The organism is Streptomyces sp. NPDC056160 (assembly GCF_042268205.1).
Classification (GTDB): Bacteria; Actinomycetota; Actinomycetes; order Streptomycetales; family Streptomycetaceae; genus Streptomyces.
Genome location: NZ_JBHJUW010000040.1, coordinates 25,687 through 50,058 on the forward strand (window position 1 = coordinate 25,687; position 24,372 = coordinate 50,058).

Annotated in this window: 24 protein-coding genes; 12 read left to right on the forward strand and 12 right to left on the reverse strand. The window is 73.6% G+C overall.

Annotated elements, in window-relative coordinates; genetic code table 11:
* The first annotated feature begins 54 nt into the window (after window positions 1–54).
* Window positions 55–960 carry a class I SAM-dependent methyltransferase gene (locus ACFC02_RS17130; RefSeq protein ID WP_376357301.1) on the forward strand — a complete coding sequence of 302 codons (906 nt, stop codon included), beginning with the start codon at window positions 55–57 and terminating at the stop codon, window positions 958–960.
* A 108-nt stretch (window positions 961–1,068) separates the two neighbouring features.
* Here the strand turns inward: ACFC02_RS17130 and ACFC02_RS17135 are convergent, their stop codons facing one another.
* Window positions 1,069–2,832: an Ig-like domain repeat protein gene (locus ACFC02_RS17135; protein WP_376357303.1), complete on the reverse strand. Its 1,764-nt coding sequence runs from the start codon at window positions 2,830–2,832 to the stop codon at window positions 1,069–1,071.
* A gap of 101 nt (window positions 2,833–2,933) precedes the next feature.
* Window positions 2,934–3,512: a class I SAM-dependent methyltransferase gene (locus ACFC02_RS17140; protein ID WP_376357305.1), complete on the reverse strand. Its 579-nt coding sequence runs from the start codon at window positions 3,510–3,512 to the stop codon at window positions 2,934–2,936.
* Window positions 3,513–3,657: 145 nt separating this feature from the next.
* Here ACFC02_RS17140 and ACFC02_RS17145 point away from each other — a divergent pair, with 145 nt between their 5' ends.
* The gene (locus ACFC02_RS17145; RefSeq protein ID WP_376357307.1) at window positions 3,658–4,878 is read left to right on the forward strand and encodes a sensor histidine kinase; all 1,221 of its coding nucleotides are present in this window, start codon (window positions 3,658–3,660) and stop codon (window positions 4,876–4,878) included.
* Window positions 4,875–5,537 (forward strand): response regulator, encoded by a 663-nt coding sequence (locus tag ACFC02_RS17150; protein ID WP_376357309.1) that lies wholly within the window; start codon window positions 4,875–4,877, stop codon window positions 5,535–5,537. Before ACFC02_RS17145 ends, ACFC02_RS17150 begins: the two co-directional genes overlap by 4 nt.
* Before the next feature lie 111 nt (window positions 5,538–5,648).
* On the opposite strand, the gene ACFC02_RS17155 is transcribed toward ACFC02_RS17150, so the two are convergent.
* The gene (locus ACFC02_RS17155; RefSeq protein ID WP_376357311.1) at window positions 5,649–6,275 is read right to left on the reverse strand and encodes a TetR/AcrR family transcriptional regulator; all 627 of its coding nucleotides are present in this window, start codon (window positions 6,273–6,275) and stop codon (window positions 5,649–5,651) included.
* A 103-nt stretch (window positions 6,276–6,378) separates the two neighbouring features.
* Here ACFC02_RS17155 and ACFC02_RS17160 point away from each other — a divergent pair, with 103 nt between their 5' ends.
* Window positions 6,379–7,425 carry an aldo/keto reductase gene (locus ACFC02_RS17160; RefSeq protein ID WP_376357313.1) on the forward strand — a complete coding sequence of 349 codons (1,047 nt, stop codon included), beginning with the start codon at window positions 6,379–6,381 and terminating at the stop codon, window positions 7,423–7,425.
* Here ACFC02_RS17160 and ACFC02_RS17165 read toward each other — a convergent pair.
* Together ACFC02_RS17165 and ACFC02_RS17170 are read right to left on the reverse strand one after the other, a co-directional pair.
* Complete coding sequence (locus ACFC02_RS17165; RefSeq protein WP_376357315.1) at window positions 7,374–8,510, reverse strand: winged helix DNA-binding domain-containing protein; 1,137 nt, start codon at window positions 8,508–8,510, stop codon at window positions 7,374–7,376. The two genes, ACFC02_RS17160 and ACFC02_RS17165, sit on opposite strands and share 52 nt — an antisense overlap.
* 163 nt (window positions 8,511–8,673) lie before the next feature.
* Window positions 8,674–9,096: a VOC family protein gene (locus ACFC02_RS17170; protein WP_376357317.1), complete on the reverse strand. Its 423-nt coding sequence runs from the start codon at window positions 9,094–9,096 to the stop codon at window positions 8,674–8,676.
* A gap of 141 nt (window positions 9,097–9,237) precedes the next feature.
* Here ACFC02_RS17170 and ACFC02_RS17175 point away from each other — a divergent pair, with 141 nt between their 5' ends.
* Entirely contained in the window at window positions 9,238–10,248 is a 1,011-nt protein-coding gene (locus tag ACFC02_RS17175) for a helix-turn-helix transcriptional regulator (RefSeq protein WP_376357319.1), read from the forward strand.
* Between the two features lie 372 nt (window positions 10,249–10,620).
* Here the strand turns inward: ACFC02_RS17175 and ACFC02_RS17180 are convergent, their stop codons facing one another.
* A complete protein-coding gene (locus ACFC02_RS17180) occupies window positions 10,621–11,424 on the reverse strand; it encodes an SDR family oxidoreductase (protein ID WP_376357321.1) in 804 nt (267 codons plus the stop codon).
* Between the two features lie 104 nt (window positions 11,425–11,528).
* Here ACFC02_RS17180 and ACFC02_RS17185 point away from each other — a divergent pair, with 104 nt between their 5' ends.
* A complete protein-coding gene (locus tag ACFC02_RS17185) occupies window positions 11,529–12,377 on the forward strand; it encodes a LysR family transcriptional regulator (protein WP_376357323.1) in 849 nt (282 codons plus the stop codon).
* A 319-nt stretch (window positions 12,378–12,696) separates the two neighbouring features.
* Window positions 12,697–13,092 carry a DUF4440 domain-containing protein gene (locus ACFC02_RS17190; RefSeq protein ID WP_376357325.1) on the forward strand — a complete coding sequence of 132 codons (396 nt, stop codon included), beginning with the start codon at window positions 12,697–12,699 and terminating at the stop codon, window positions 13,090–13,092.
* A 281-nt stretch (window positions 13,093–13,373) separates the two neighbouring features.
* On the opposite strand, the gene ACFC02_RS17195 is transcribed toward ACFC02_RS17190, so the two are convergent.
* Both ACFC02_RS17195 and ACFC02_RS17200 read right to left on the reverse strand, forming a co-directional pair.
* Window positions 13,374–14,276 (reverse strand): HD domain-containing protein, encoded by a 903-nt coding sequence (locus tag ACFC02_RS17195; protein WP_376357327.1) that lies wholly within the window; start codon window positions 14,274–14,276, stop codon window positions 13,374–13,376.
* A 120-nt stretch (window positions 14,277–14,396) separates the two neighbouring features.
* A complete protein-coding gene (locus ACFC02_RS17200; RefSeq protein ID WP_376357329.1) occupies window positions 14,397–15,035 on the reverse strand; it encodes a ScbR family autoregulator-binding transcription factor in 639 nt (212 codons plus the stop codon).
* A gap of 111 nt (window positions 15,036–15,146) precedes the next feature.
* Here ACFC02_RS17200 and ACFC02_RS17205 point away from each other — a divergent pair, with 111 nt between their 5' ends.
* Window positions 15,147–16,106, forward strand: a complete 960-nt coding sequence (locus ACFC02_RS17205; protein ID WP_376357331.1) for a ScbA/BarX family gamma-butyrolactone biosynthesis protein — start codon at window positions 15,147–15,149, stop codon at window positions 16,104–16,106.
* Window positions 16,107–16,363: 257 nt separating this feature from the next.
* Window positions 16,364–17,137: an HAD family hydrolase gene (locus tag ACFC02_RS17210; protein ID WP_376357333.1), complete on the forward strand. Its 774-nt coding sequence runs from the start codon at window positions 16,364–16,366 to the stop codon at window positions 17,135–17,137.
* 231 nt (window positions 17,138–17,368) lie between these two features.
* Here the strand turns inward: ACFC02_RS17210 and ACFC02_RS17215 are convergent, their stop codons facing one another.
* On the reverse strand, window positions 17,369–17,563 hold the full coding sequence (locus ACFC02_RS17215; protein WP_360970604.1) for a ferredoxin: 195 nt from the start codon (window positions 17,561–17,563) through the stop codon (window positions 17,369–17,371).
* Between the two features lie 29 nt (window positions 17,564–17,592).
* On the reverse strand, window positions 17,593–18,822 hold the full coding sequence (locus ACFC02_RS17220; protein ID WP_376357336.1) for a cytochrome P450: 1,230 nt from the start codon (window positions 18,820–18,822) through the stop codon (window positions 17,593–17,595).
* A gap of 124 nt (window positions 18,823–18,946) precedes the next feature.
* Between ACFC02_RS17220 and ACFC02_RS17225 the strand changes: the two genes are divergently transcribed.
* The 3 genes from ACFC02_RS17225 (at window position 18,947) to ACFC02_RS17235 (ending at window position 22,558) form a co-directional block, all read left to right on the forward strand.
* Window positions 18,947–19,111 (forward strand): hypothetical protein, encoded by a 165-nt coding sequence (locus ACFC02_RS17225; protein WP_376357337.1) that lies wholly within the window; start codon window positions 18,947–18,949, stop codon window positions 19,109–19,111.
* 168 nt (window positions 19,112–19,279) lie between these two features.
* Window positions 19,280–20,956 carry a PucR family transcriptional regulator gene (locus tag ACFC02_RS17230; protein WP_376357338.1) on the forward strand — a complete coding sequence of 559 codons (1,677 nt, stop codon included), beginning with the start codon at window positions 19,280–19,282 and terminating at the stop codon, window positions 20,954–20,956.
* A gap of 225 nt (window positions 20,957–21,181) precedes the next feature.
* Window positions 21,182–22,558 (forward strand): diaminopimelate decarboxylase, encoded by a 1,377-nt coding sequence (locus ACFC02_RS17235; RefSeq protein ID WP_376357340.1) that lies wholly within the window; start codon window positions 21,182–21,184, stop codon window positions 22,556–22,558.
* A gap of 64 nt (window positions 22,559–22,622) precedes the next feature.
* On the opposite strand, the gene ACFC02_RS17240 is transcribed toward ACFC02_RS17235, so the two are convergent.
* Together ACFC02_RS17240 and ACFC02_RS17245 are read right to left on the reverse strand one after the other, a co-directional pair.
* The gene (locus tag ACFC02_RS17240) at window positions 22,623–23,444 is read right to left on the reverse strand and encodes a restriction endonuclease (RefSeq protein WP_376357341.1); all 822 of its coding nucleotides are present in this window, start codon (window positions 23,442–23,444) and stop codon (window positions 22,623–22,625) included.
* 174 nt (window positions 23,445–23,618) lie between these two features.
* On the reverse strand, window positions 23,619–24,332 hold the full coding sequence (locus ACFC02_RS17245) for a TetR/AcrR family transcriptional regulator (protein WP_376357343.1): 714 nt from the start codon (window positions 24,330–24,332) through the stop codon (window positions 23,619–23,621).
* Window positions 24,333–24,372 lie beyond the last annotated feature (40 nt).

Below are 24,372 nucleotides of genomic sequence, written 5' to 3' on the forward strand. Positions count from 1 at the left end.
CCGCGGAGCGGCCGATCGATCCGAAGGATCCCTACTCTCGCCAACGGAGGAAACATGGTCGGCACGGAGCCGCGGAACACCGGCGTGGAAGGCGTGGACGGAGGCGTGGGCGTGACCGCCCTGCTGGTCGCCGCCGCACGGGCCATCGAGACCCACCGCGACGACAGCCTCGCCCAGGACGTCTACGCGGAGCACTTCGTGCGCGCCGCCCCGGCGTCCGCCAACTGGCCGGTGCGCATACGGCAGGTCCCGGACGGGGACGCGGACCCGCTGTGGGGGCGCTTCGCACGCTACTTCGGTCTGCGCACGAGGGTCCTCGACGACTTCCTCCTCCGGTCGGTCCACGCGGGCGCCCGCCAAGTGGTGCTGTTCGGGGCGGGGTTGGACACGCGCGCCTTCCGGCTGGACTGGCCGCCCGGCTGCGTGATCTACGAGATCGACAGGGAAGGCGTGCTGGAGTTCAAGCACAAGGTGCTCGCGGACCTGCCGGCCACCCCGAGGGCGACGCGCGTGACGGTACCGGTCGATCTGCGCGCCGACTGGGTCACAGCGCTGACCGGCGCCGGCTTCGACCCGGCCGCGCCGAGCACCTGGCTGGCCGAGGGGCTGCTGTTCTACCTGCCGAGCGCCGCCGAGACGTACCTCATGGACTCCGTGGACCTGCTGAGCACCCGGGGAAGCTCCCTGGCCTTCGAGGCCAAGCTGGAGAAGGACCTCCTGGAGTACCGCGACAGCCCGCTCTACACGGCGACGCGGCAGAAGATCGGCATCGACCTGCTCCGTCTCTTCGACCCGGGACCACGGCCCGATTCCGCGGGTCGGCTGGAGGGCAGGGGCTGGTCCACGGAGGTGCACACCCCCTTCGACTTCACCCGTCACCACGGGCGCGGCCCGCTCCCCGAACCGAACGACGCGCTGGAGGGCAACCGGTGGTTCTTCGCGCGCAAGACACGGTCCTGAGGCCCGCCCCGCCCGGTTCGCGTCGAGCCGGGCGGGGCGGCCGGCGTGGCGGCGGAACCGGGACAGGCCCGGCCCGGTGTCCGCCGCAACGTGCCCGTGGCTGCCCGCTCAGTCGGTGACCTGGACCGTCACCCAGTCGGCCGAGGCTTCGTGCAGGGCGTCACCGGCGTAGGAAACCGTGTAGAGGGTGCTGCCCGCGGCGGGCGGCACGTCGTTCACGGTGAAGCCGCCGTCGGGCCCGACGGCGGCGGCCGGCAGGTCGACGGCACCCTTCTTCGTCAGCCGCTGGACGTCGACGACGGTCCCGGCCGGCAGGGGCGCCCCGGCCGTGCTCAGGGTGCCGTGCAGAACGACACCCGAGGTGCTCGTCCCGGAGGGCGCCCCGATCACCAGGTCGGTGGGCGCCTTGACCACGTCCACGGTCACCGTGGCGTCCGGGGCGGGATCGTGCGCGGCGTCACCGGCGAACGAGACGGTGTACGTGGCCTTCCCGGTGGTGGCCGGAGCGTCCTCCAGGGTGAAGCCGCCGTCCGGGCCGACGGCCGCCGCCGGCACCGTGTGGTCGCCGTCCGCGTCATGGCGTACCGCGGTCACCCGCACGGCGTCGGCGGGCGCCGGACCGTTGCGGCGCAGGGTGCCGGAGACCCGTACCGCCTGGCCCGCGAAGGGGGTGCCGGGCCGCACGGTCAGTGGGCCGTCGAAGGCGGAGTGGTAGCGCGCGTCGGGGTGGGAGATGATGTGCAGCCAGTACGCGTCCCCGGCGGCGTCGGTGGTCATCGCGAACAGCCGCGAACCGTCCGCGCTGAAGGCGAGACCGCGTTCGGCCACCCGGTCACCGCCCGCCGCCGCGTCCGTGAAGGCGTACCCCCGCGCCGCCTCTCCCCGCGTGGGATCGGCCTGCTGCACCAGCAGGTCGGCCGAGGTGCCGTCGACCGCTCCACCGCGGGCGACGAGCGAGCCGTCCGGGCTGAAGGCGACCGCGGTCGAGTCGGTGCCCGCGGGCAGCGGCCCGTAACCGGACGCGGCGTCGGTGAGGTCGTCGGTGGACAGTGTCCTGACGCCCGACGTGCCGGCCGCCACCGCCGTCAGGGCACCGTCGGGACTGACCGCGATGTCCTTGGGCCAGGCCGCCGGATCGGTGGAGGCGGTGTACGTCCGCAGGGCCAGCTGCCTGGCGGCGGCGGTCGAGGCGTCGTAGACACCGACGACCAGCTTGGGCGTGCCGTAGGTCGCGTAGGCCTCGACGATCTTGTCGGGGATCCCCGGGGAGGTGGTGAACTTCGCGTCCACCAGCGAGTCGCCCGCCTGGTCGTGGGACCCGCCCAGGAGGCCGCCGCTGTGCAGCGCCTGCGGCTCGGTGGCGCAGTCCTTGGGCCGGTACTGGCTGCTCATCCTGGTGAACCACAGCCGGCCGCCCGCGGTCCCGATGTCGCCGGGGCACAGTCCCCGGAAGAAGTCGTTGCTCACCCAGCCGCCGCCCACGTAGGCGAAGGTGTCGGCGTTGAAGACCAGCACGTAACTGGACGTGGTCACGTAGAGGATGCCGCCGTCCGCGGAGAGCATCATGGCACTCGCGCCGTCCGTGGAGCCGGTGCGGACCGTCTGGAGCAACTGCCCGTCGAAGTCGTACACCAGCACTTCGCCGACGGACGCCGTGAGCCCGCCCGTGGTCACGTACACCCGCCGGCGGGCCTGGTCCACCAGCATGCGCGAGTAGGAGCCGGTCGGCAGCCTGACCGTGAGGTCGGACGGTTCGCCCGGTTCGGCCGCCTGTGCGGCCGGTACGCCGGTGACCAGCGTGACGGCGCACACCGCGAGCGCGGCGAGCAGCCCTCTCGCGCGTCTGGAACGGGTACGGCTGTTTCGTCTCATGTGGCTTCCCCCCACTGTCGTCGGAACGCTCGCCACCGCGCGGCGACGCTCGGAACGTAACAGGCCGTCAGGGCTTGTGCGAGGGCTTTGCGGGCGGTTGATCAACGCCTGGGCGACACCGCCCGGTACACGAAGGCGGGTGGCACGTTGGGCCACACCACGGAAGTACGCTCCACCGTGCGGAAACGCGCCCGGAGGTCGGCGGCGAGCCTGCGGCCGGGCGGGGTCCAGGCCGCGTGCGGATAGGCGAAGGTGGTGAACCGGCCGCCCGGAGCGAGGGCACGCACGACGGCGTCCAGGGTGCGCCGCCGCCCGGCCGGTGGCATCACCGTCCACGGCAGCCCCGAGACCACTGCGTCGACCGGACCGTCCGCCGCCGCCGCGAGTTCGGCGGCGGCACCGTGCACCACGGTGAGCCGGGGGTCCCGGCGGGTGGCCGCGAGCCGCTCGGCCAGGAGGGGGTTGAGTTCGATGGCGACGAGCCGGGCCCGCGGCGCCAGCAGTTCGAGGACGGCGTCGGTGAACACCTCGGTACCGGGGCCGAGTTCGACGACGAGCCTGGCTTCGTCCAGGCCGATGTGCCGGGTCATGGCCCGGGCCGGCCGACGTGAGCTGGGGGCCATCGCGCCGGTCATGAGAGGGCGCCTGAGGAACTGGAAGGTGAGGGACACGGCGGCCATGTTCGGCAACCGCCGCGTGGCCCCGCGTCGTGTCCGGGGCCCGGCAGGATGGTCCTTCGGGCCGGTTCGCGTAGTCCTGTGGGCGGACCCGGGTGACGCCCGGGGAACGACGCCGGGCGGCCCTTTGCCGCCGTAGCGTGAACCGGTGCTTCGTCTGATCGAGTCCCTGTCGCGCCGGCGGCTGCGTCACCCCTGGCTGACCGACGCCGTCCTCGTCGTCCTCGTCGCCGTACCGCCGGTGATCGGCGAACGGCCCGGCTGGCGGCCGGTGTGGGTGCAGGCCGTCGTGTACGCCGCCTTCGTCGCGCCCCTGCTGGTGCGGCGCAGCCGGCCGGTGGCGGCCGCCACCGTCGTCACGGCCGCCTTCTGGGCGCAGTACCTGTGGCGTGTCTGGGACCAGGAGCCGGGGCGCGGACTCATCGCGCTGGCCGCGGTCCTCTACACGCTGGTGGTGCGCGGGCTGCGCCGGGAGGCCGCCGTGCTGACGGTGTGCGCTGCCTCGTGCATGGTGCTGTGGGTGCCGGACTGGCTCGCGGCCTCCGCGGCGCGCGACCGCGCGGTCTGGTTCACCCCGCTGTCCGTGCTGTTCTGGCTGGCGGGGGCCTGGATGTGCGGCGCGTACGTCCGGGCCCGCCGTGCCTGTCTCGGCGAGTTCGCCCGGCGTGCCGAACTCGCCGAGTCGACGCGGGCGGCGCTCGCCCGAGCCGCCGTCGCCGAGGAACGGGCCCGTATCGCCCGGGACCTCCACGACGTCCTCGCGCACGGAGTCACGGTGATGGTCCTCAACGCGGAGGGCGCCCGGATGGCCCGGGCCGCGGACCCCACTGCCGCCGACCGGGCGCTGGAGGTGATCGGCGCCGCCGGCCGGGACGCGCTCGGTGAGCTGCGGCGCCTGCTCGACGTGCTGCGCGGCGAGGAGACCCCGGCGCACACCCTGGACGACCTCGCTTCCCTGGCCGCCCGCTGTCCCGCCGAGACCACCTTCCGGCTGACCGGCGGGAGGCAGGAGTTGCCCGAGGAGGTGGTCGAGGAGACGTACCGCATCGTGCAGGAGGCGCTGACGAACGTGGCGAAGCACGCCGCACCGGGGGCGCGGGCACGGGTCCGCGTGGACCTCGGCGTGCCGGGCCCGGACCGGTGGATCCGGGTCCGCGTCGACAACACACCCGGCCGCACCGCCGCCGCGCGCCCCGCACCGCCCGCCGGCGGGCGCGGTCTCACCGGCATGCGCGAGCGCGCCGCCCGCCACGGCGGCACCGTCGACGCCGGCGCCGTGCCCGGGGGCGGCTGGCGCGTGACCGCGACCCTGCGGCCCCTGCCGGTGACGGCGGCGGTCGCGGCACGGGTCCCGGCGGTGGCGCGGTGAGCGCCCCGGCCCGGATCCTGCTCTGCGACGACCAGCAACTGATCCGGATGGGTCTGCGCATGGTCCTCGACAGCCAGCCCGACCTGACGGTGGTCGGCGAGGCGGCGGACGGGCGGACGGCGCTCGAACGCAGCGCACAACTCCGCCCCGACCTGGTCCTGATGGACGTCCGCATGCCCGGCGTGGACGGCCTCACCGCCACGCGCCGGCTGCTGGCCGGCCCGGCCGCGCCCAAGGTGCTGGTGGTGACGACGTTCGACCTCGACGAGTACGCGTACGGAGCGCTGCGCGCCGGGGCCGCCGGCTTCCTGGTGAAGGACGCGCTGGGCGAGGAGATCCTGGTGACCGTCCGCGCGGTCCTGCGCGGCGACGTGGTGATGGCGCCCTCGGTGATCCGCCGCCTGGTGGAACGCTTCGTGCTGCCGGAACCCTCGCTCGCGCACATCGGCCGGCTCGGCCTGCTGACGGAGCGGGAGCGGGAGGTGCTCACGCTGGTCGCGCGCGGTCTGAGCAACCAGGAGATCGCCGGGCGGCTCCACCTGGGCGAGACGACGGTCAAGACCCACCTGGGCCGGACCCTGACCAAGCTGGACCTGCGGGACCGGGTGCAGGCCGTGATCTTCGCCTACGAGAGCGGGCTGGTCCGCGTGGGGGCGTGACACGGCCGGCTGCCGTACCCCGTACGTGCCAGCGCGACGTGGGGGCCGGCCGCGCCGTAGCCCGTACGGTTCGCGGCCCCGCGCCGCGCATCGCGGACCGGGCCGGACCGGTCACCCGGACTGCCGTCCGTCCGGGGTGTACGCGCCTGCGCGTGCCGCGGTCGCGGCGGCCTCGGCGGCCCGGACGGCGGCGGTCTCGTCGAGGGGGCCGCCGCTGATCAGCAGCCGGTAGTAGAGGGGGGCGGAGACGGCGCGGATCACCTCCTGGGCATCGGTGTCCGCGGGTACCTCGCCCCGGGCGGCGGCCTGCTGGACGCAGGGGGCCCATTCCCTGACGCGGACGTCGTAGAAGCGGTGCAGGGCGGCGGCCGTCCTGGCGTCGCAGGTGGCGGCGGCGACCAGTGCCTGGAACAGCGCCCCTTGCCGCGGGTCCGTCAGGGTGCGCTGCACCAGGAGGGCGTTGGCCTTCAGGTCGCCGAGAAGGGAGCCGGTCTCGGTGCGCGGCACGGACTGCTCGGCCATGTCCTGCAGCAGGTCGGCCAGCAGTCCCGTGACCGTCGACCAGCGGCGGTAGACGGTCGTCTTGCCCACCCCGGCGCGGCGCGCGATGTCGGCGAGGTCCAGGCCGGCGAAGCCCTGTTCGGTCAGGGCGTCCTCGGCGGCCCGCAGCACCGCCTCGCGCACCCGGGCCGTGCGCCCTCCGGGCCGTACGGTTCCCGGCTCGACCTCATCCGTCATAACGGCACTCCAGTTCCATTAATCGGCCGACCCTGCTACCTTGGTCGACAGCTAACGAAACTATAGACCCGTTAGCGAGGGCTGTCCGTGGAAGGGGTCAGACATGGAACACAGAAGACTGGGCGCATCCGGACTCATGGTCCCCGCGCTGAGCTTCGGCGCCGGTACCTTCGGCGGGCAGGGCCCGCTCTTCGGCGCGTGGGGCACGACCGACGCACAGGAGGCACGCCGCCTCGTGGACATCTGCCTGGACGCCGGGATCACGATGTTCGACACCGCCGACGTCTACTCCGCCGGCGCCTCCGAGGAGGTGCTGGGCAAAGCGATCAAGGGCCGCCGCGACCAGGTGATCATCTCCACCAAGACCAGCCTGCCGATGGGGGACCGGCCGGGCGACGCGGGCTCCTCCCGCTCCCGGCTGATCACCGCGTGCGAAGACGCCCTGCGCAGGCTGGGCACCGACCGTCTCGACCTGTTCCAGCTCCACGCCTTCGACGCCGGAACACCGCTCGAAGAGGTGCTGTCCACACTCGACACCCTCGTACAGGCGGGAAAGGTGCGCTACGTCGGCGTCTCCAACTTCTCCGGCTGGCAGGTGATGAAGTCCCTCGCGACCGCCGAGAGACACGGATACCCGCGCTATGTCGCCCACCAGGTGTACTACTCCCTCCTCGGCCGTGACTACGAGTGGGAACTCATGCCGCTCGCCCTCGACCAGGGCCTCGGTGCGATCGTCTGGAGCCCGCTCGGCTGGGGCCGCCTCACCGGCAGGATCCGCCGCGGCGCGCCGCTGCCGCCCGGCAGCCGACTGCACCGCACCGCCGACTACGGGCCGCCGGTCACCGACGAGCACCTCTACCGGGTGACCGACGCGCTGGAGGAGATCGCCGAGGAGACGGGCAAGGCGGTCCCGCAGATCGCCCTCAACTGGCTGCTCCAGCGGCCGACGGTGTCCTCGGTCATCATCGGCGCCCGGAACGAGGAGCAGTTGCGCCAGAACCTCGGCGCCGTCGGCTGGAACCTCACCCCCGAGCAGACGGCGAGGCTCGACGCGGCCGGCCACCGCCCGGCGCCCTACCCCTACTTCCCCTACGAACGTCAGGAAGGGTTCGCCCGCCTGAACCCGCCGCTGTTCCCCGCGCCCTGCTGAGGACCGTCCCCTGGAGGGCGTCCGAGGAATTCCGCCAGCAGGCCGGCCTCCTGCCGAACGAGCCTCTTCTCCTGGGCCGACAGGGTCCTCAGCGGTGTGACCCCTACGCGTTCGCCCTCCGTGACCCAGGTCGCCGCGACCCGTCCGTCGACGAGTACGACGCGCCGGCCGGCCACGGAGAGGCCGAGGTGTGCGTCGTCGATGATGCGGCTGCGGTCGTGGTAGCCGAGGATCGCGTTGTCGAAGGCCGGCAGGAAGCGTACGGGCGCGGGGGTGTCGGCGTCCGGCCGCGGGGCGTCGGGCAGGTCGAGCAGTTCGCGTCCGCGTTCGTCCCGGAAGCCGACGAGTTCCCCGCGCAGCGCCTTGACCGCCCCGGGCAGTCCGGCCAGCCCGCTCCAGGCGCGGATGTCGGCGGTGGCGGCGGGGCCGTAGGCGGCGAGGTAGCGGCGCACCAGGTCCCGCCCGACGGCGTCGGCGTCGTCCCCGGCAGGGGGCGCGAGGCTCGTGCCGCTCCTGCCGAGCCACATGGCCAGCGGCAGGTTGCGGACCCCCGCGGTTCTCCTCCACAGGCCGCGCGGCGGCAGTTGAGCCATGGGGATCAGCGCGGCGACGAGCAGTTCGCCCAGTACGCGGCGGGGCGGCTGGGGCCCGCGGCCCTCCAGGGCGGACACGAGTTCGACCATCGTTCGGGGCCGGCCGTCGGCCATGACGGCCAGCCCCGCGGCGGTGAGTTCGTCCAGGTCGATGCCCGCCAGCTCGCGGCGGTAGGTGCCCAGCACCCGCCGGCGCAGCATCGTGTCGTGGCGCGGGCGCCAGTGGAGCGCGTCCGCGGCGGTGACCAGGTGGAGGGTGCGCCGCATCAGGTGGGTGCGCACGACCTGCCGTCGCGTCAGCGCGTCGTCGAGCCGGTCGGGGGTGAACTCCCGCATCCGCGACCACAGTCCGACGAACGGCTCCTGCGGTTCCTGTGCCTGGAGGCCGCACAGGTGCGCCACCGTGTCGGTGACCGTCGCGGCGCTGCGTTCGAGCAGGTACTGGCGGGCGAGGGTGGCCCGGTTGAGTCCGCGTGAGGTGAGAACGGTCATGGCGACCGCCTGCGCCGCGGCACGCCGGTCCCGGCTCCGGCTGCGGCGTGCGGGCCGTCGAGCTGTCGCGTGAGCATGCTGTGATCGTCACTTTCGCATGAGGGGCCCGCCCCGGGCCGTGGGCGGTGCGTGTGCGGCCCGGGACGGTGCCGGCGGGGGAGGGTCAGCCGTTGTAGGGCGCGGTGACGTCCAGAACCCACGTCACGCCGAAGGGGTCGGTGAGCATCCCGTACAGCGGGGCCCACGGGGCCTGCGCCAGCGGGCGCACGACGGCGGAACCCTGGGCGAGCCTGTCCCACAGGGAGCGGATCTCCTCGGCGTCGTCCCCGCGCACCGAGACGAAGAACGGGTTCTGCCCCTGGTCCCAGGGCAGTTGGGAGGGCACGTCGTAGGCCATGACGTGGAACCCGCCGTCCCCGGCCACCTCGCCCCACATCACCCAGTCCGCCTCGGCCTCGTTCTGTACGGCACCCGCGTCCTTGTAGGTCACGGCGACGGACCGGCCGCCGAACACGGACCGGTAGAACGCCAGGGCCTCGCGCGCCTGGCCCCGGAAGTTCAGGTGGGTGGTGGTCGTGACGGACATGGCGCTTCTCCTCGCGATCGATGACGGGGCGCGGCCGGGTGGCCGCGGCCCTGGGCCAAAGCCGTCGCTCCGGCCCCGACGCGAGAACCATTCCACCGGTAGCGGACAGGATGTGTCCTCTACTGGCTCCACAATGCTGTCATGCAGAAAACGTCCTCCCGGCTGCTGGCCCTGCTCTCGCTGCTGCAGACGCACCGCGACTGGTCGGGCGACGACCTCGCCGAACGCCTCAGTGTCACCGCGCGCACCGTGCGCCGCGACATCGACCGTCTGCGCGAGCTGGGCTACCCCATTCACACCGCCAAGGGCCCCGCGGGCGGCTACCGGCTGAGCGCCGGCACGCGACTGCCCCCGCTGCTCTTCGACGACGGGCAGGCCGTCGCCCTGGCCCTCGCTCTGCACACGGCGGCCGCCGACCCGGCCATCGGCGAGGACGCCACCCGCGCCCTGGCGACCCTGCGCCAGGTCATGCCCCCGCGCCTGCGCCACCGTATCGACGCACTCCAGGTCACCGCGGTGCGGCCCGCCGGCACGCACACCCCCGCGACGGCCGAACCGCACCTCCTGCTCGCCCTGAGCGAGATCATCCGGGCCCGGGAGGAACTGCGCTTCGACTACCGCGGCCCGGCCGGTGCGGGCACCCACGGCACGGACGGTGACGGCACCCAGCGGCGGCGGGCCGAGCCGCATCGCCTCCTCACCTGGCGCGGCCACTGGTATCTCCTCGCCTGGGACCCGGACCGGTGTGACTGGCGTACCTTCCGCGCCGACCGCATCAGCGCCATCCGCACGCCCAACGGGCCGCGCTTCACACCCAGACCACTGCCCGGCGACGACGCGTCCGCCTTCCTCACCGGCCGTTTCCGCGGAACGGACGGCACCACGACCGACTGGCCGTGCCGCGGCGAGGCCGTCCTCCACCTGCCGGCCCACGCCGTCGCCCCGTTCGCCCCCGACGCCGTCGTGGAGGCACTCGGCCCCCACCGCTGCCGCCTCGTCCTCGGCTCCTGGTCATGGACCGGGCTGGCCGCCGCCCTCGGCCGCTTCGACGCCGAGATCGACCACGTCGGCCCACCCCAGCTCACCGCCGCGTTCGCCCGCCTCGCGGAACGCTGTGGGCGCGCGGCACGTGCGGCCACGGGCAGCGCGTGACCGACCGGTCCGGTTCGGCGAGCGGGCCGACGAGCCGCTCGCGCATGCCCGCCCGCGACCTGGCCTGCCGGGCGGTCGCCAACCGGGGAACAGGAACGGGCAGGTCCCGCACGAGGAGGTGAGTTCGCAGGCGGGTCCGCCGCCGGCCACGAGCAACCTGCGCCCCGGCCCGCCCCCGCTCTCGCGTGGTTCCTCCTCGAAGCGCGACCGCGCCCCGGCCGCCGGGCACACCGGGCCCGCGCGGCCCGCCCGCGTCGGTCATCACGGACCGATCGTGGGCGACGCCGGGGACGGTCACCGCCGGCTTGCGGGCGTGGCTACCTGGACCGGGGTGTGGCGGCCCCGGACACGAACTGCCGGGAGCCGCTCCCCTCACCAGGGCAGCTCGCCCTCGTCGTCGAAGAAGCGGCCCGTCGGGCCGTCGTCCGGCACGGTCGCCAGCCGGATCGCGGAGGCCGCCCCCTGCTGCGGGGTGCGCACTCCGCGGAAGCCGTTGAGGTCGGTCGCCGTGAAGCCGGGGCAGACGGCGTTCACCAGGACGTTCGTGTCGGCCAGTTCCTTGGCGTACTGCACGGTGACGGCGTTGAGGAACGTCTTCGACGGCGCGTAGGCGACGGAGATCGGCCCCGTCTCGGCGCCGGGCGTGGTCTGGCGCGTGAGGGAACCGACCGTGCTGGAGACGTTCACGATCCGCGGCGACGGCGAGCGGCGCAGCAGCGGCAGCAGCGCGTTGGTGACGCGGATGACACCGATCACGTTGGTCTCGACGGCCGCCCGCACCCGGTCCACGTCGACCGTGGTGGGCTCCTGCGGGCCCCCGCCCGTGATCCCCGCGTTGTTGACGAGTGCGTCGAGCCGTCCGGCCCGCTCCTCGACCAGCCGGGCCGCCGCGGTCACGCTCGCGTCGTCGGTCACGTCCAGCGGTACGCCGAACGCGTCGACCCCGGCGGCCCGCAGTTTCTCCACGGCACTCTCGCGCCGCTCCTCGTTGCGCGCACCCACCCCGACGGACCAGCCGAGGGCACCGAGCCCCGCGGCGATCTCGTATCCGATGCCCTTGTTGGCCCCGGTCACCAACACGACCTTCTGCCGGTCCGCGACGTCGGGGCCGCCGTCGGTCCGGCTGTCCGTCTCGCTGTGTGTCTCACGGTATGTCTCGCTGCGTGTTTCGCTCATGGCCTCCATGTTTCTCCCGCGCCCGGCGGGGCGTCCAAGACCGATCGGGTGGGCGGCGATACCGCCCGGGTATCGCTCATGGCCTGCCCGGTTACGCTGGCGTGGTGGAGACACGTGAGCTGCGGTACTTCGTCACGGTCGCCGAGGAACTGCACTTCGGCCGGGCCGCGCAGCGACTCGGGATCGCGCAGCCCCCGCTGTCGCGCGCGATCGGCGGGCTCGAACGGCGCCTGGGCGTCGCCCTCTTGGAGCGCGGCAGCCGGGGCGTAGCCCTGACCGAGGCCGGGGCGGTGCTGCTACGGGAGGCGCGGGCGGCGCTGGACGCCGTCGAGGCCGCCGAGCGGCGCACCCGCAGGGCGGCCCTGGCCGCGACCGGCCGTCCCGCCGTGGTCCTCGCCGCGAAGGCGGGCGCGTCCGGCGAACTCCTGGCGAAACTCCTGGACGCCTACGCCGCCGAGCCCGGCGCCGTCGCCGTGGACGTCCTGCTGTGCGGGCCGGGCGAGCAGTCCCGGGTACTGAGCGACGGCCGGGCCGACGTGGCCCTGCTGCACCGGCCGTTCGACGACACGACCGGCTTCGACACCGAGGACCTGCACACCGAGGCCCAGGTCGCGATCCTCCCGGCGGCCCACCCTCTCGGCGCCCGCTCCCACCTCCGGCTCGCCGAGGTCACCGGCCTTCCCGACCTGCCCCTGCCGCGCTGGCCGCGCCCGGACGGCACCTGTCCGGACGGGCCCGGCCCGCTGGTGCGCGACCACACCCAGCTCACCCAGTTGATCGCCCTCGGCCGCGCGTGCGCGGTCGTACCGGAGTCGGGAGGGACCGGCCTCGGTGACGGTCTCACCGCCGTACCGGTCCCCGACGCTCCCCACGTCACCACGGTCATCGCCTGGCCCCCGCACAGCCGCTCGCCGGCGGTGGCGGGGCTGGTCCGCGCCGCCACGGCACTGTGACCTGCGGCGGGGAAGGGCACGACCGGCCGCAGCCCCCGGCCCGGCGGGGGCGGCCGACGACGGCCTGACCCGGCCTGGCCGGTCAGCGTGTCTCCGCCCTGCCCGGCGATCCGGTGCCGCCCGATGCGCGCGCAGGCGTCGGGTCCGGGGCCGGGGCCGGCAGACGGGCGCCCGCCGGCTCGCCGGTCGCCCGGCGCGACGCGGCCCGCACTCAGGACTCCCGCTTCTTCGGCCACGCCCCGAGTCGGCGCCGCCCCGTGTGGCACTCACCCGCCCGGCTCCCCGTGTGCCGACCACCGAGACGTCGTAGGTTTCCCCCATGACGGATGAGCACGAGCGGGCCGTACAGGCAGCCATCGGCGGAGAAATGCGGCTCCTCGATCCCGAGGTGCGTGCTTCCCCGCCCCGGGTACGGGAGCTGCTCGACCCGGAGTTCACCGAATTCGGGGCCTCCGGCCGCCGCTGGGACGCGGAGTCGATCCTCACGGTGACGAGCGGCGGCTCGGTGTGCCCCGAGTCGCCGGTCGAGGTCAGCGAGATGTCCGGTGCCGTCCTCGCACCGGGAGTGGTCCACCTGACATACCGCGCCACCGACCAGGGCCGTCGCACATGGCGAAGCTCTCTGTGGCGCCTGACGGACACGGGCTGGCGCATGTACTTCCACCAGGGCACGCCGATCAGTGGAACGCCGGAGCCGCCCCCGGGGGAGAGCTGAAACCGGAGGCGGCTTTCGGGCCGGCGACCGGGGCGAAGCCACTGGCATGATGGTGCTCATGCACCCTTACCGAAAGGCCGATGCCGCGTAAGCGGCCCCGCGCTCTGCGCGCCGAACAGTCTCTCCGTGCCGCGCGGAGCTTGCCTCCCGACCGGATCGCCAACTACGCGGCGCCCGGGCTGATCGGGGAGAAGGCCGGCGGGTGCAGCCTGGCCGCACTGATCGAGCGGGGCCCGAGCCGACCCGGTCGGACGCGCGGCGTCCATGCCCCGGCTCCCCGGTCACTCCGCGAACGGTGCCGCCAGCACGAGGTCCTCCACGGTGGGCACCGGGAAGCCGGGGATGTGGCGGCGGCCGACCTCGGCGAAGGGGTGCATCAGGACCGACATGGGCTTGGTGCGGCACAGCGACAGCATCGTGTCGACTGCCTCTTGCTTGAAGCCCTTCCTGGGGAAGGCGGCAAGTATCTCCTCAAGGGTGTCGGAAGGGATCTTCGGCAGGTCGTTCCCGGCGAAGTCCAGCCCGGAGCCGATGGAGACCATGGCGATCTCCGGCCGCTTCCGCGTAGCGATGCCGGTGTTGGTGTGCAGGGCGATCGCGTCCCAGACGACCGCCACACGGTCGGCCGGCACGCGCTGCCCCTGGAGGAACCGCTGCGCGGCGTCGGCGCCGTCGACCTCGAAGCGCTCGGCCGGGCTCTGGTACGCCTCGACCAGTCCGAGGTCGTGGAGGACAGCGGCGACGAACGCGAGTTCACGGTCGTACCGCACACCGCGTCGGTCGAACAGGACACAGCCGTAGAGGTATGTCCGCATGACATGGTTGAAGAGGGTCTCGGAGGAGGCACGCCGTGCGAACGTCGCTGCCTTCTGGGCCACTTCACTCCGGGGAATGGAGATCCCCGCCACTGTGCGCGGCAGGAGTTCGGCGGTCCACGGCGTGCCGTCGCCGCCCGCACTCGCCCGCGAAGCCGCGGCCGCGGACGGAGCGGACACCGCCGTGGCGAGCGCGGAGGTCACCCCGATCGCGGCGAGCCCGAATCCGGCCCCGACGCCGCGGCCCAGTGCCGCGCGCCGGGTGACGTTCTTCTCGCTGTTCCCGGCGTCGTTCATCTCTTGGTTCTTCCCGGCGTTCTCCTCGGCTTTCTTCCCGGCGTTCTTCCCGGCGTTCTTCGTGTCGGACACGTGCGTCACCTTCTGCTCGGCGGTGGAGCGACTGATGCGAAGAGCCTATGAAGGGCGCCGCACGGCCGACAGAGGCGAAAATGCCGACGATCCCCGGATTCTCGCCAGGGGGGCCGTTTCTCACCGTGGCAGGGACGGGGATTCCTCCCTGGCGCGAGCGAGCAGGGCTTCGGGGGCGGGGACGCGTTGGAGGCCCGGGAGCACCAGGTGCCAGAACGCGGTCAGCCGCTCCTCGATCAGGCGCCGCTCGTCGAGCGCGTCGGAGAGCGTGTGCAGTCCGAAGAAGCCGGACACCAGGGTCGCGGCGTCCCGGCCCGGTTCGGCCCCGGGACCGAGCGCCCCTTCCGTACGGGCCTCGGCGAGCAGCCGTTCCACCGTGGCGATCCAGTCCAGGAAAGGCGGCGGCATCTTCACGTCGATCGACCGGCGTTCGGCCCACAGGCGCGCGCCCGCCCGCACGAAGACGTCGTCACGGAACGCCCGCGCGACCGCGAAACTGAGGCGCACGAGGTTCTCGAGCGCCGGCGCGCCCGCGTCCTCGTGGCGGGCGATCAGGGCCGGCCAGGCGGCGAAATGCGCTTCGACCACCGCGCGGGCCAACTGCTCCTTGCCGGAGTAATGGAAATAGATGGCGCCGCTGGTCCGGGCGGACCGTTCACTGATGTCGGAGATACTGGTCGCCGCGTAACCCCGTTCGAAGAACAGGTGCGCGGCTGCCTGCAATACCGCCCTGCGGGTGTCTTCCGCCCGTTCGTGCACGTGGTGTTCCTTGCCCTGTGGGGAGATCGGGAAAGGGAATATAGCCCGTTTGCCGTAACGCCGGGAAGGCTCGACATGCACCGTCGAGAATAGGCTTATTAGCATCCTGCCATGGGCTCTGGGCGCAATGCGCGCGCGCCGCACATCTCGGACGGGCTGCAGGGCACCGGCGCTGGTGAGACGTGCCTGACCCCGTCCAGCTGGTCCCGCACCGTCCCCCGCGAACTCGTCCACCGCGTCTCGGTGGCCGAAGTGCTGCTGACCGACGTACGGCACTGCGGCCGCTGGACCTTCTGCGCCGCCGCGGTGTGGCCGCGCTCGCATCCGACGTTCCCCCGCCGGCACGACGGCCGGCACAGCCCGTGGATGGTCGTCGAGACCGTGCGGCAGCTCGGCATCTACCTCCCGCGGTGCCACTTCGGCGCCCCCGCCACCGACAGGTTCCTGATCGACGACGTCTCGTACCGGATCGACCCCGCCCGTGAACCGCGAGCGCCCCACGGCGGCACCGAGATCTCCTGCCGGGTCTCGGTCACCGACCTGGTCGAGGCGCCCGAGTCCGGGCGGACGGCACGGATGCGGCTGCGAGCCGATTTCCTCGCCGGGCGAGAGGTGTTCGCACGTGCGGACGGCGGGGCACGATTCCTGACGGCCGAACGCTACGCGGCGATCCGTCGCGCGCCGCGCCCCGGTCCGCCGCCGTACGCCGACGCCGGCCGCCCGCGGCCCCAGCCCGCCCTGCTCGGCACGTGGTCGCAGGAGGACGCGCTGGTCGCGCTGCACGACGGCGCCCTGGTGGTGGACCCCGCCGACCCCCACCACCCGTTCCTGTTCGACCACGAGACGGACCACGTACCCGGCATGGCGCTGCTGGAGGCCGCGCGACAGGCCATCGCCCTGCGCAGCGGCGGACGCCTCGTCCGTCCGGTCGCCGGGCGGATGACCGCGTCGCGGTTCACGGAACACGCGCCGCCGGCCGTCGTGGAGGGCACGCCGTACGGCCGTACCGCTGTCTTCCGCTTCCGCCAGGACGGCGCGGTGACGGCCAGAGGCGTACTCCGATACCAGTGAGACGTCACCCACATGTGCGTATTGCGCGGGCAAACGACTACGGATGAGTCAGTCGAGCGTAACGTTCGTTATGTTCCGGTTGCGGATACCGGACGGCGCTTGTCCACCGCGCCGACTGCCCGTCTGCGCCTGCCGGCCGGCCGTGTTCGCCCGTGCTTCGCACTTCTTGCCCAGCGAAGCGCCGCAGCGGCCGAGTCCGTGCCGCTGACGGGCGTCCACCACCCCGATGGCACCTCACGCCAGGAACGGCGAAGCACATGACGAGACAGCACACCCTCGACCCCGACTGGGCACCCGAAGCCGTCGTCTTCGACTGCGACGGCACGCTCGTGGACTCCGAACGGCACTGGGAGCGCGCCCGCGGCGTGGTCCTGCGGGGCTTCGGCCACGCCCCCGGCCCGGAGTTCGCCGAGCGGACCAAGGGCCTGCACTACACCGAGTGCGGGGCCCTGATGGCCGATCTGATCGGCAGGCCCGACTGCGCGCAGGAGCTGGCGGAACAACTCCTGGCGGCCTACCGCTCCCTGGTCGCACGCGACCCGGCGCCCATGTCGGGCGCGCGGGAGCTGGTCGCCGCGCTGAGCCGTACGGCACCGCTCGCCGTGGCCAGCAACTGCCCTGCCGACCTCGTGGAGTTCAGCCTCGAATCGGTCGGCCTGCGCCACCACTTCCAGCACGTGGTGGTCCCCGAGGGCCCGATCCGGCCCAAGCCGTACCCGGACACCTACGCGGAAGCCGTACGGCGCCTCGGCTCGAACGGCGAGAACGCGCTGGCCGTCGAGGACTCGGTCAACGGGCTACGGGCGGCCAAGCGAGCCGGGCTGCGCGTGGTCGGGGTCGGGTCCCGCCCCAGTCCGGACGCCCTCGACCTGTCCTCGCTGTGGGTCCGCGACCTGGAGGACCCGGCCCTCCTGGCCTGGGCGAGCGGCCTGCCCCCCGCCGCGCACAGGCGGCCCGGCGGCGCGTGCGCGCCGAACGTGCCACCGCCGGGCGGCCCGCCCCACACGGGCTCGGCAGCCGCCCCGAGCTGAAGCGGCCGGCGCCGCCCCGGGCACCCGCCCACGTTCCGGCCGGCCGACGACGGGGCCACCGGCCCGCCGCCACCGGGGGCCCGGGGCCGCCCGGGCGCCCTGCGGATCCGACCGCCCGCGGGGCGCCCGGCGCCCGCGACCGCGCGACGGACTCGCGCACCGCACGGGCGCCCCGGTCCGTCCACCGGTCTCCTGCCCCGGACGCGGGCGGAGTCCCGGTGCGCCGGACCCTCACTCCTCCAGGAGCCGGATCGCGGCTGCCGGGCAGACCGCCGCGGACTCCCGTACCTCCTCCTCGTGCACGGGCTCCGGTGTACTGCTCAGAAGCCGTACGATGCCGTCGTCGTCCTGGTCGAAGACTTCAGGGGCCATCAGGACGCACTGTCCGGAGGCGACACACTTGGGCTGGTCCACTTCCACACGCATGTGTTTCTCGTTCCGCTCGGAGGCTGCTGCTACCAGGTGACGGGGAGTTCGTAGACGCCGTAGACGAGGCCGTCGTGTTTGAACTCCAGCCGGTCCGTGTCGGTGGCCGGCGCGAGGGTGGGGATACGGGAGTACAGGGTGCTGTAGACGACCTGGAGCTCGACGCGGGCCAGCGGCTGGCCGAGGCACTGGTGCACGCCGTACCCGAAGGCCACGTGGCGGCGGGCGTCACGGGTGAGGTCGAGGCGGTCGGGGTCGGGGAAGGCCTCCGGGTCCCGGTTGGCGATGTCGGTGGCGAAGACGACGCCGTCGCCGGCCCGGATCACCTGCCCGCCGAACTCGATGTCCTCCAGCGCGACGCGACGGCGTCCGGAGTGCGTGATGGTGAGATAGCGCAGCAGTTCCTCCACGGCTCCGGCGACGACGCCCGGATCGTCTGCGTCGCGGAGCAGGGCCAGTTGGTCCGGACGGCGCAGCAGCGCCAGGGTGCCCAGCGCGATCATGTTCGCGGTGGTCTCGTGGCCCGCGCCGAGCAACAGGACACCTGTTTCCGCGGCTTGACGCTGTGTCATCTCGCCCGTGGCGACCCGGTCCACCGCGAGCCGGGAGAGCAGGTCGTCCTCGGGATCGGCGAGCTTGGCGGTCAGGAGGTCGTCCAGGTAGTCGGTGAGCGCCTCGGACGCCGCCAGCAACTCCTGCGGTGTGGAGGTGCGATTCACGATGACCCTGGTGTTGCGCTGGAAGAAGTCGTGCTTCTCGTAGGGCACGCCGAGCAGTTCGCAGATCACGAGGCTGGGGAGCGGCAGCGCGAAGGACTCGACCAGGTCCGTCGGCCGGGGCCCGGCGAGCATGGCGTCGATCAGGTCGTCGACGATCTTCTGGATCGCGGGCCGCAGGGCCTCGACCTTGCGGATGGCGAAGGGCGCCGTCACCATGCGGCGCAGCCGGGCGTGCTCGGGGTCGTCCATGGTGAGGAAGGTGCGCCGGGCCTGGTCGCGCACCTTCATCCCCGCCGTGCGGTGCGGATAGCCGGGCAGGGTGGGGTCGGCGCTGATGCGCGGGTCGCCGAGCAGGGCGCGCACGTCCTCGTGGCGGGTGATCAGCCACGGACTGCTGCCGTCCCAGATGCGCACCCGGGACACCGGCTCCCCGGCCTGCAGGTCCCGGAGCCCGGGCGGTGGGTCGAAGGGGCAGCCGGACGCCCGGGGCATCGGGTGCTCGGGCAACTGGGCCGGCGTGTCCGTCAGCGTGTCGGTCATACCTGCCTCCTCGGCAGAGGGAGCCGTCCAACACTCCTTGCAGTGTTAGGTGCTCAGGGCAACTATATGGAGAGGTTTCTCGACGTCAACGCCGCGAACGGTTCGCCGTAGCTATCCGGCCACCATGGGAACAACCAGCGCGCCCGCCCGTTGCGCGATCCCCTCCCTGTCGACCTCGATGGGCCACGCCATGGCGACGGCCACGATCCCGTGCGGAGCGGACCACAGCGGCCTGGCGCCCTCCTCGGCATCCGGCAGGGCGCCCACCTGCGCCGAACGGTCCGCGTGACACGCCGCGAGCGCCGCCTCCCACGCCCCGAGCGCCGGTCACCGCCCCGGCTGCGCCCTACGCCGACCGCACACGCACGGTGAGCGCGGCGCCCGGGACCGGCGGCGCTCCCGGGCATGGTCGCTCGCGCAACGCAAGTCGCGCCCGCGCGCGCAACATAATGAAGGTATGGAGTCCGAGCCGACCCCGCACCCCGGCGGTCCCACACTGGCCCACCTCCTCGCGCTGGCCGGGCCCGGGCTGCTCGACGTGGTGGCCGCGCCGCTCGGCACCGACGTCCCGGTGGCCGACGTGGCGGTCCACGACGTCGGCGAGGACCGCGGCGACGACTGGACGGCGCCCGGTCACGTACTGCTCACCCTCGGGACATCCGCCGACTGCCCGGAGGCGGTGGACGTCCTGCGTGCCGCCGACCGGGCCGGGGCCGGCGCCGTGGTCCTGCGCACCGGCCCCCGCAGGCAGCGCGCGGACCTGGTCGAGGCCGCCGCCCGGGGTCGTACCGCCCTGCTGCTGCGCGCCCCGGACACCGACTGGACCGAAGTGCTCGGCCGGCTGCGCACGGCACTGGCGCACAGCGTCGCCCCCGCCGCGGCCGGAGTGGAGGGATTGCGCCTCGGCGACCTGGCGCAACTGGCCAACGCCGTGGCCGGCCTGGTCGGCGGTGCCATCACCATCGAGGACCCCCGCTCCCGGGTGCTGGCCTACTCCCGGCTGGAGCACCCGGCCGACCCGCTGCGCATGCTGACCATCCTCGGCCAGGAAGTGCCCCGTTGGAGGGTCGCCGAACTCCGCGAACGCGGCTTCTTCCAGGCGCTGTGGAGCAGCGACGACGTGGTGCGCCTGGCCGCCGACGACCGCTACGCCGAGCGGCTGGCCATCGCGGTACGGCACGGTGGCGAGGTACTCGGATCGATCTGGGCCGCCGCCGACGGGCGGCCGCTCGCCGAGGACGCCGCCACGGCCCTGCGCTCCGCCGCCCGGGCCGCCGTACCGCACCTCGTGCACCACGAGGCGCGGGGGAGGGAGGAGGCCGGGCGCCGCGAACGGGCGGTGCGGGACCTGCTCGAAGGCCGCCCCGGCGCACAAGAGGCGGCACGCGGACTCGGAGTGGCGGCGGACCGGCCGTACACCGTCCTCGTCGCCGAGGCCCACGACACCCGCCGCCCCGGCGACCCCGGGCCGCCCGGCCCCTCCGGCGCACCGGGGACGGACACCACCGAACACCGCGTCCTGGACATGCTCGCCCTCCAGGCCGCCGCCTGCCTGCCGGGCTGCGTGACCGCCCGCTCGGGCAGCCGGCTGTACGTCCTGATCCCCGCCGGTGGCGCCGGGGCCGACCCGGCCCGCCGCATGGTCGCCGCCGTCCGCTCGGTGCCGCACAGCGTGGTCTTCGCCGGAGTCGGGCAGCAGGCGGCGGACCTGTCGGAGCTGGCCGCCTCCCGCGAATCCGCCGAACTGGTGGTACGGGTCCTGCGCGAGCGGGCGACCACGGCGCCCGCCGGGCCCCTGGCCTCCGCCTCGGCGGTGTACCGGGACGTCGTCTCCGAGGCCGCCCTGCTCAGGGTGCTCGACAGCGTCGAACCCACCTGGCAGGCCATGTCCGGGCCGGTGCACGCGATGGTCGCGCACGACCGCGAGCACGGCTCCGCGTACGGCGAGTCCGTCGCCGCGTACCTGGACGCCTTCGGTGACACCCGTGCCGCGGCGCTCAGGCTGAACGTGCACCCCAACACCCTGCGCTACCGGCTGCGCCGCGCCCGCGACCTGTTCGGCGTCGACATGGGCGACCCCGTGAGCCGCCTGCTGGCGGGCCTCGGCCTCCGCATCGCCCGGCGAGGCGGCTGACAGCGGTGCGGTGCGTGCGAGGAGCGAGTGGCGTCCACGTCGTGATCGTTTTTCTGTGCGAGCGGACAGCACCCGGGGTGAGTCGTGGTCTCTGCGGACGAAGACGTGCCCCGCACCGGCACCCGAAGCTGTCCTTGCGGTCCCGCACCGCCCGGTGCACTTGAGCGAGGTGTGGCCCACGGCCCGGGCCTTGTCTTCCCACGGATGTGTGAGGTGTGATCCGACGTGACTTCCGCTTCGGCCCAGCGACGGCGTACGGCGCGCGAGGCGGCGCTGGCCGCGGCTGTCGAGGAAGGGCTGCTCGACGCCCGGTCGCCCCTGATCGGCCTGCTGGACGTGGACGGCGTCCTCGCCGCCGTCGACAACCTGCACCACGCCTTCTCCGGTCCGGCCACCGTGCAGCACACGTTCGCGGCCAAGGCGTGCTCACTCGTGCCGGTGCTGCGCCTGCTCGCCAGGGCCGGCATGGGCTGCGAGGTGGCCTCGCCCGGCGAACTGGAGCTGGCGCTGGAGGCCGGCTTCCCTCCCGGCCGGCTGGTGTTCGACAGCCCGGCGAAGACGGTCGCGGAACTGCGGTTCGCGCTCGACCACGGTATCGCCGTCAACCTCGACAACTTCCAGGAACTCGCCCGCGTCGACGCCCTGCTGGCGGGGCACTCACCGGCAGGCCCGGTCGGTCTGCGGGTGAACCCGCAGGTGGGAGCCGGTGCCATCGGCGCGATGAGCACCGCGACCAGCACCTCCAAGTTCGGCATCGCCCTGCGCGACGAGGGAGCCGTGCGGGCCGTGGTCGACGCCTTCGCGGCCCGCCCCTGGCTGTCCCGGCTCCACGCCCACGTGGGCTCCCAGGGCTGCCCGCTGCCGCTCATCGCCCAGGGCATCCGCGCGGCCCACGAACTGGCGGACCACGTCAACGCGGCGCTCGGCCGCCGCCAGGTCACCGGACTGGACATCGGCGGCGGCCTGCCGGTGGACTTCGACAGCGACGAGGACCGGCCCGGCTACGCCGACTACGTCACCGAACTGCGCGCCGCCGTACCCGAGTTGCTCGACGGCCGCTACAGCCTGGTCACCGAGTTCGGCCGCTCGCTGCTCGCCAAGAGCGGCACGATCGCCTCCCTCGTCGAGTACACCAAGTCCGCCGGCGGACGGCGCATCGCCGTCACCCACGCGGGCGCCCAGGTCGCCACCCGTACCGTGTTCATGCCGGACTCCTGGCCCCTGCGGACCGGGCTGTACGACGCCGCGGGCCGTCCCAAGCAGGGGGCGACGGAGGTCGTCGACATCGCGGGTCCCTGCTGTTTCGCCGGTGACCTCACCGCCGTGGGACGCGAACTCCCGGCCGTCGAACCCGGTGACATCGTGGCCCTCTACGACACCGGTGCCTACTACTTCTCGACCCACTTCGCCTACAACTCACTGCCCCGGCCCGCAGTCCACGGTTACCGCACGGACGCCGACGGGCAGATCCGCTTCGCCCTGGTACGGGAGGCGCAGAGCGTGCGCCAAGTGGTCGAGGAGAGCGGCGCCGCGCACGCCGACGCCCTCGTCGGCCTGCTCGCCGCGGGCGGCCCGGGAAACGCGGACGGGACCGCGGTATGACCCCTGCGCATGCGGCGGCCCCTGCAACGGCTGCCTGACCGGCGTCGGGCCGTCCGGCGGGGTTTCAGGGCGCTGCCGGCGTCTGGTGACCGAGGCTCCAGGGCGTCGGGCCGGTGCCCTCGCTCCACGCCCGCAGCGCCTGCCCGTCCACGCAGACGATCCCGCACTGCGCGGCGTACTCGACGGCCGGTGCGGTGAATTCGCTCGTGGTGACGACGGCCGCGACATCGGCCTCGTGGACGGTGAAGCAGGTGCCGCCGAAGCGTTGCAGTTCCTGGGAGCCGACGCGGTTGCCCTCGCCGTAGCGCTTGCACTGGACGATCACGCGCCGACCCTGCGGGTCCACGGCAACGACGTCGGCGCCGAGATCCCCGGCCCCGCCGACCACCTCCACCGACGAGCAGCCGTCCCGCTCGCACAGAGCCGCCACGGCCTGCTCGAACTCGTCGGGATCCAGAGCCTCGTAGTCGACAGGCGCTCGGTCGTCGGCGGGCGTGCCGTCCGTGGGGACGCGGCAGCGAGGGCACTCCTCGGCCGGGGCCTCCAGCGCGTCGAGCGCCGTCCGCGTGGCCTCCTGGAGCGCGGCGGCGGCCTGCTGGGCGGCATGTTCGGCCAGGTGCCGACGGCGCCGGCCCCGTAGCGCGAGCACGGCGGCCGAGGCGGCGACCAGACACAGGACGGCGGTCCAGACCGGGCGCCGCTCGGCGACGGCACCGGCCGCGCGCACAACGAACCCCAGCACTACCAGGAGGAGTGCGAGCAGGGCGAAGAACACAGCGGTCGCGCGGAGATCGAAGGAGCGCCGGCGTCTGCTGCCGCGTATGCGGCGGGTGGTGGACGTGCTCACGGCGGGCGGGTCCCCCTCCTCCACGGGTATGAAGATCACTCTCGTCCTCTGCCCCCGATCCCCGCGTTCACCACCGCGAGGCGCGTCAGCGGTGGGGGCCGCGCCTGCCGTGGCAGCGGAACGCGCATCAGCCGACCGCCCGGGAATCGGTACTCCCGGTTCCCGGGCGGCCGCCTCCCGGCGATGCGCCCGAGCCTTCGAGGAAGGAGAAGCTCAGCGGCGCGCGAGACCGTCCAGCAGCAGCTCGATGGTGAAGTCGAAGCGCTCGTGGCCGTGGCCGGCGGTGAGTTCGGCGGCGTAACGCCTGGTCTGCGGGAAGCTGTCGGGCAGCCCGGAGAACCGGTCCAGCAGTTCCTCCCGGCTGACGACCCAGTCGTTGCCGGAGTGGCTGACCAGGGAGATCTCAAGGGTGTAGGCGTTGACGTAGAGCGTCAGGGAATCGATGCCCCAGGCGGCGGTCTGCGGGGCGATGCCGCCGGCCAGCAGGATGGCGAGCATGCTCTCGCTCAGGCGCAGCGTGTCCTCGTTGGTCGGAGCGGCGGCGAGCGCGGCCCGGGAGAGGCCGGGGTAGCGAAGGTAGAGGTCGCGCATCTGGATGCAGATGCCGGTGATCTGCTCCCGCCAGGCGGCGGGGTCCGGCTCGGGCAGGTCGATCTCGGTGCACAGGCGGCCGATGAGCAGTTCGTCCAGGTCGTCCTTGTTGACGACGTGGGCGTACAGCGAGGCCGGTCCGGTCTCCAGGGCGGCTGCCACGCGACGCATGGTCAGGGCCTCGTAGCCCTCGCGCGCCACGATGTCGAGCGCCGCGTCGACGATGGCGTCCACCGTGATCGGTTTCGCCCGCCGCCCTCGCGTCGAGGGCGCGCCGGCGCCGGGAACGGGCTGATGATGCCGCGCTGCGCGCCGTTGCTGAGGAGTCGGTGGCATGTCCCGAGCATAGCAGAGCGGCGAACGTCGTTCCGGAACT

What these genes read in the sequence shown, in the direction of transcription:
- ACFC02_RS17130 (WP_376357301.1), top strand. Translation starts at nt 55, where the DNA reads ATGGTCGGCACGGAGCCGCGGAACACCGGCGTGGAAGGCGTGGACGGA.
- ACFC02_RS17135 (WP_376357303.1), bottom strand. Translation starts at nt 2,832, where the DNA reads ATGAGACGAAACAGCCGTACCCGTTCCAGACGCGCGAGAGGGCTGCTC.
- ACFC02_RS17140 (WP_376357305.1), bottom strand. Translation starts at nt 3,512, where the DNA reads ATGGCCGCCGTGTCCCTCACCTTCCAGTTCCTCAGGCGCCCTCTCATG.
- ACFC02_RS17155 (WP_376357311.1), bottom strand. Translation starts at nt 6,275, where the DNA reads ATGACGGATGAGGTCGAGCCGGGAACCGTACGGCCCGGAGGGCGCACG.
- ACFC02_RS17160 (WP_376357313.1), top strand. Translation starts at nt 6,379, where the DNA reads ATGGAACACAGAAGACTGGGCGCATCCGGACTCATGGTCCCCGCGCTG.
- ACFC02_RS17165 (WP_376357315.1), bottom strand. Translation starts at nt 8,510, where the DNA reads ATGACCGTTCTCACCTCACGCGGACTCAACCGGGCCACCCTCGCCCGC.
- ACFC02_RS17170 (WP_376357317.1), bottom strand. Translation starts at nt 9,096, where the DNA reads ATGTCCGTCACGACCACCACCCACCTGAACTTCCGGGGCCAGGCGCGC.
- ACFC02_RS17175 (WP_376357319.1), top strand. Translation starts at nt 9,238, where the DNA reads ATGCAGAAAACGTCCTCCCGGCTGCTGGCCCTGCTCTCGCTGCTGCAG.
- ACFC02_RS17180 (WP_376357321.1), bottom strand. Translation starts at nt 11,424, where the DNA reads ATGAGCGAAACACGCAGCGAGACATACCGTGAGACACACAGCGAGACG.
- ACFC02_RS17190 (WP_376357325.1), top strand. Translation starts at nt 12,697, where the DNA reads ATGACGGATGAGCACGAGCGGGCCGTACAGGCAGCCATCGGCGGAGAA.
- ACFC02_RS17205 (WP_376357331.1), top strand. Translation starts at nt 15,147, where the DNA reads ATGGGCTCTGGGCGCAATGCGCGCGCGCCGCACATCTCGGACGGGCTG.
- ACFC02_RS17210 (WP_376357333.1), top strand. Translation starts at nt 16,364, where the DNA reads ATGACGAGACAGCACACCCTCGACCCCGACTGGGCACCCGAAGCCGTC.
- ACFC02_RS17215 (WP_360970604.1), bottom strand. Translation starts at nt 17,563, where the DNA reads ATGCGTGTGGAAGTGGACCAGCCCAAGTGTGTCGCCTCCGGACAGTGC.
- ACFC02_RS17220 (WP_376357336.1), bottom strand. Translation starts at nt 18,822, where the DNA reads ATGACCGACACGCTGACGGACACGCCGGCCCAGTTGCCCGAGCACCCG.
- ACFC02_RS17225 (WP_376357337.1), top strand. Translation starts at nt 18,947, where the DNA reads ATGGGAACAACCAGCGCGCCCGCCCGTTGCGCGATCCCCTCCCTGTCG.
- ACFC02_RS17230 (WP_376357338.1), top strand. Translation starts at nt 19,280, where the DNA reads ATGGAGTCCGAGCCGACCCCGCACCCCGGCGGTCCCACACTGGCCCAC.
- ACFC02_RS17245 (WP_376357343.1), bottom strand. Translation starts at nt 24,332, where the DNA reads ATGCCACCGACTCCTCAGCAACGGCGCGCAGCGCGGCATCATCAGCCC.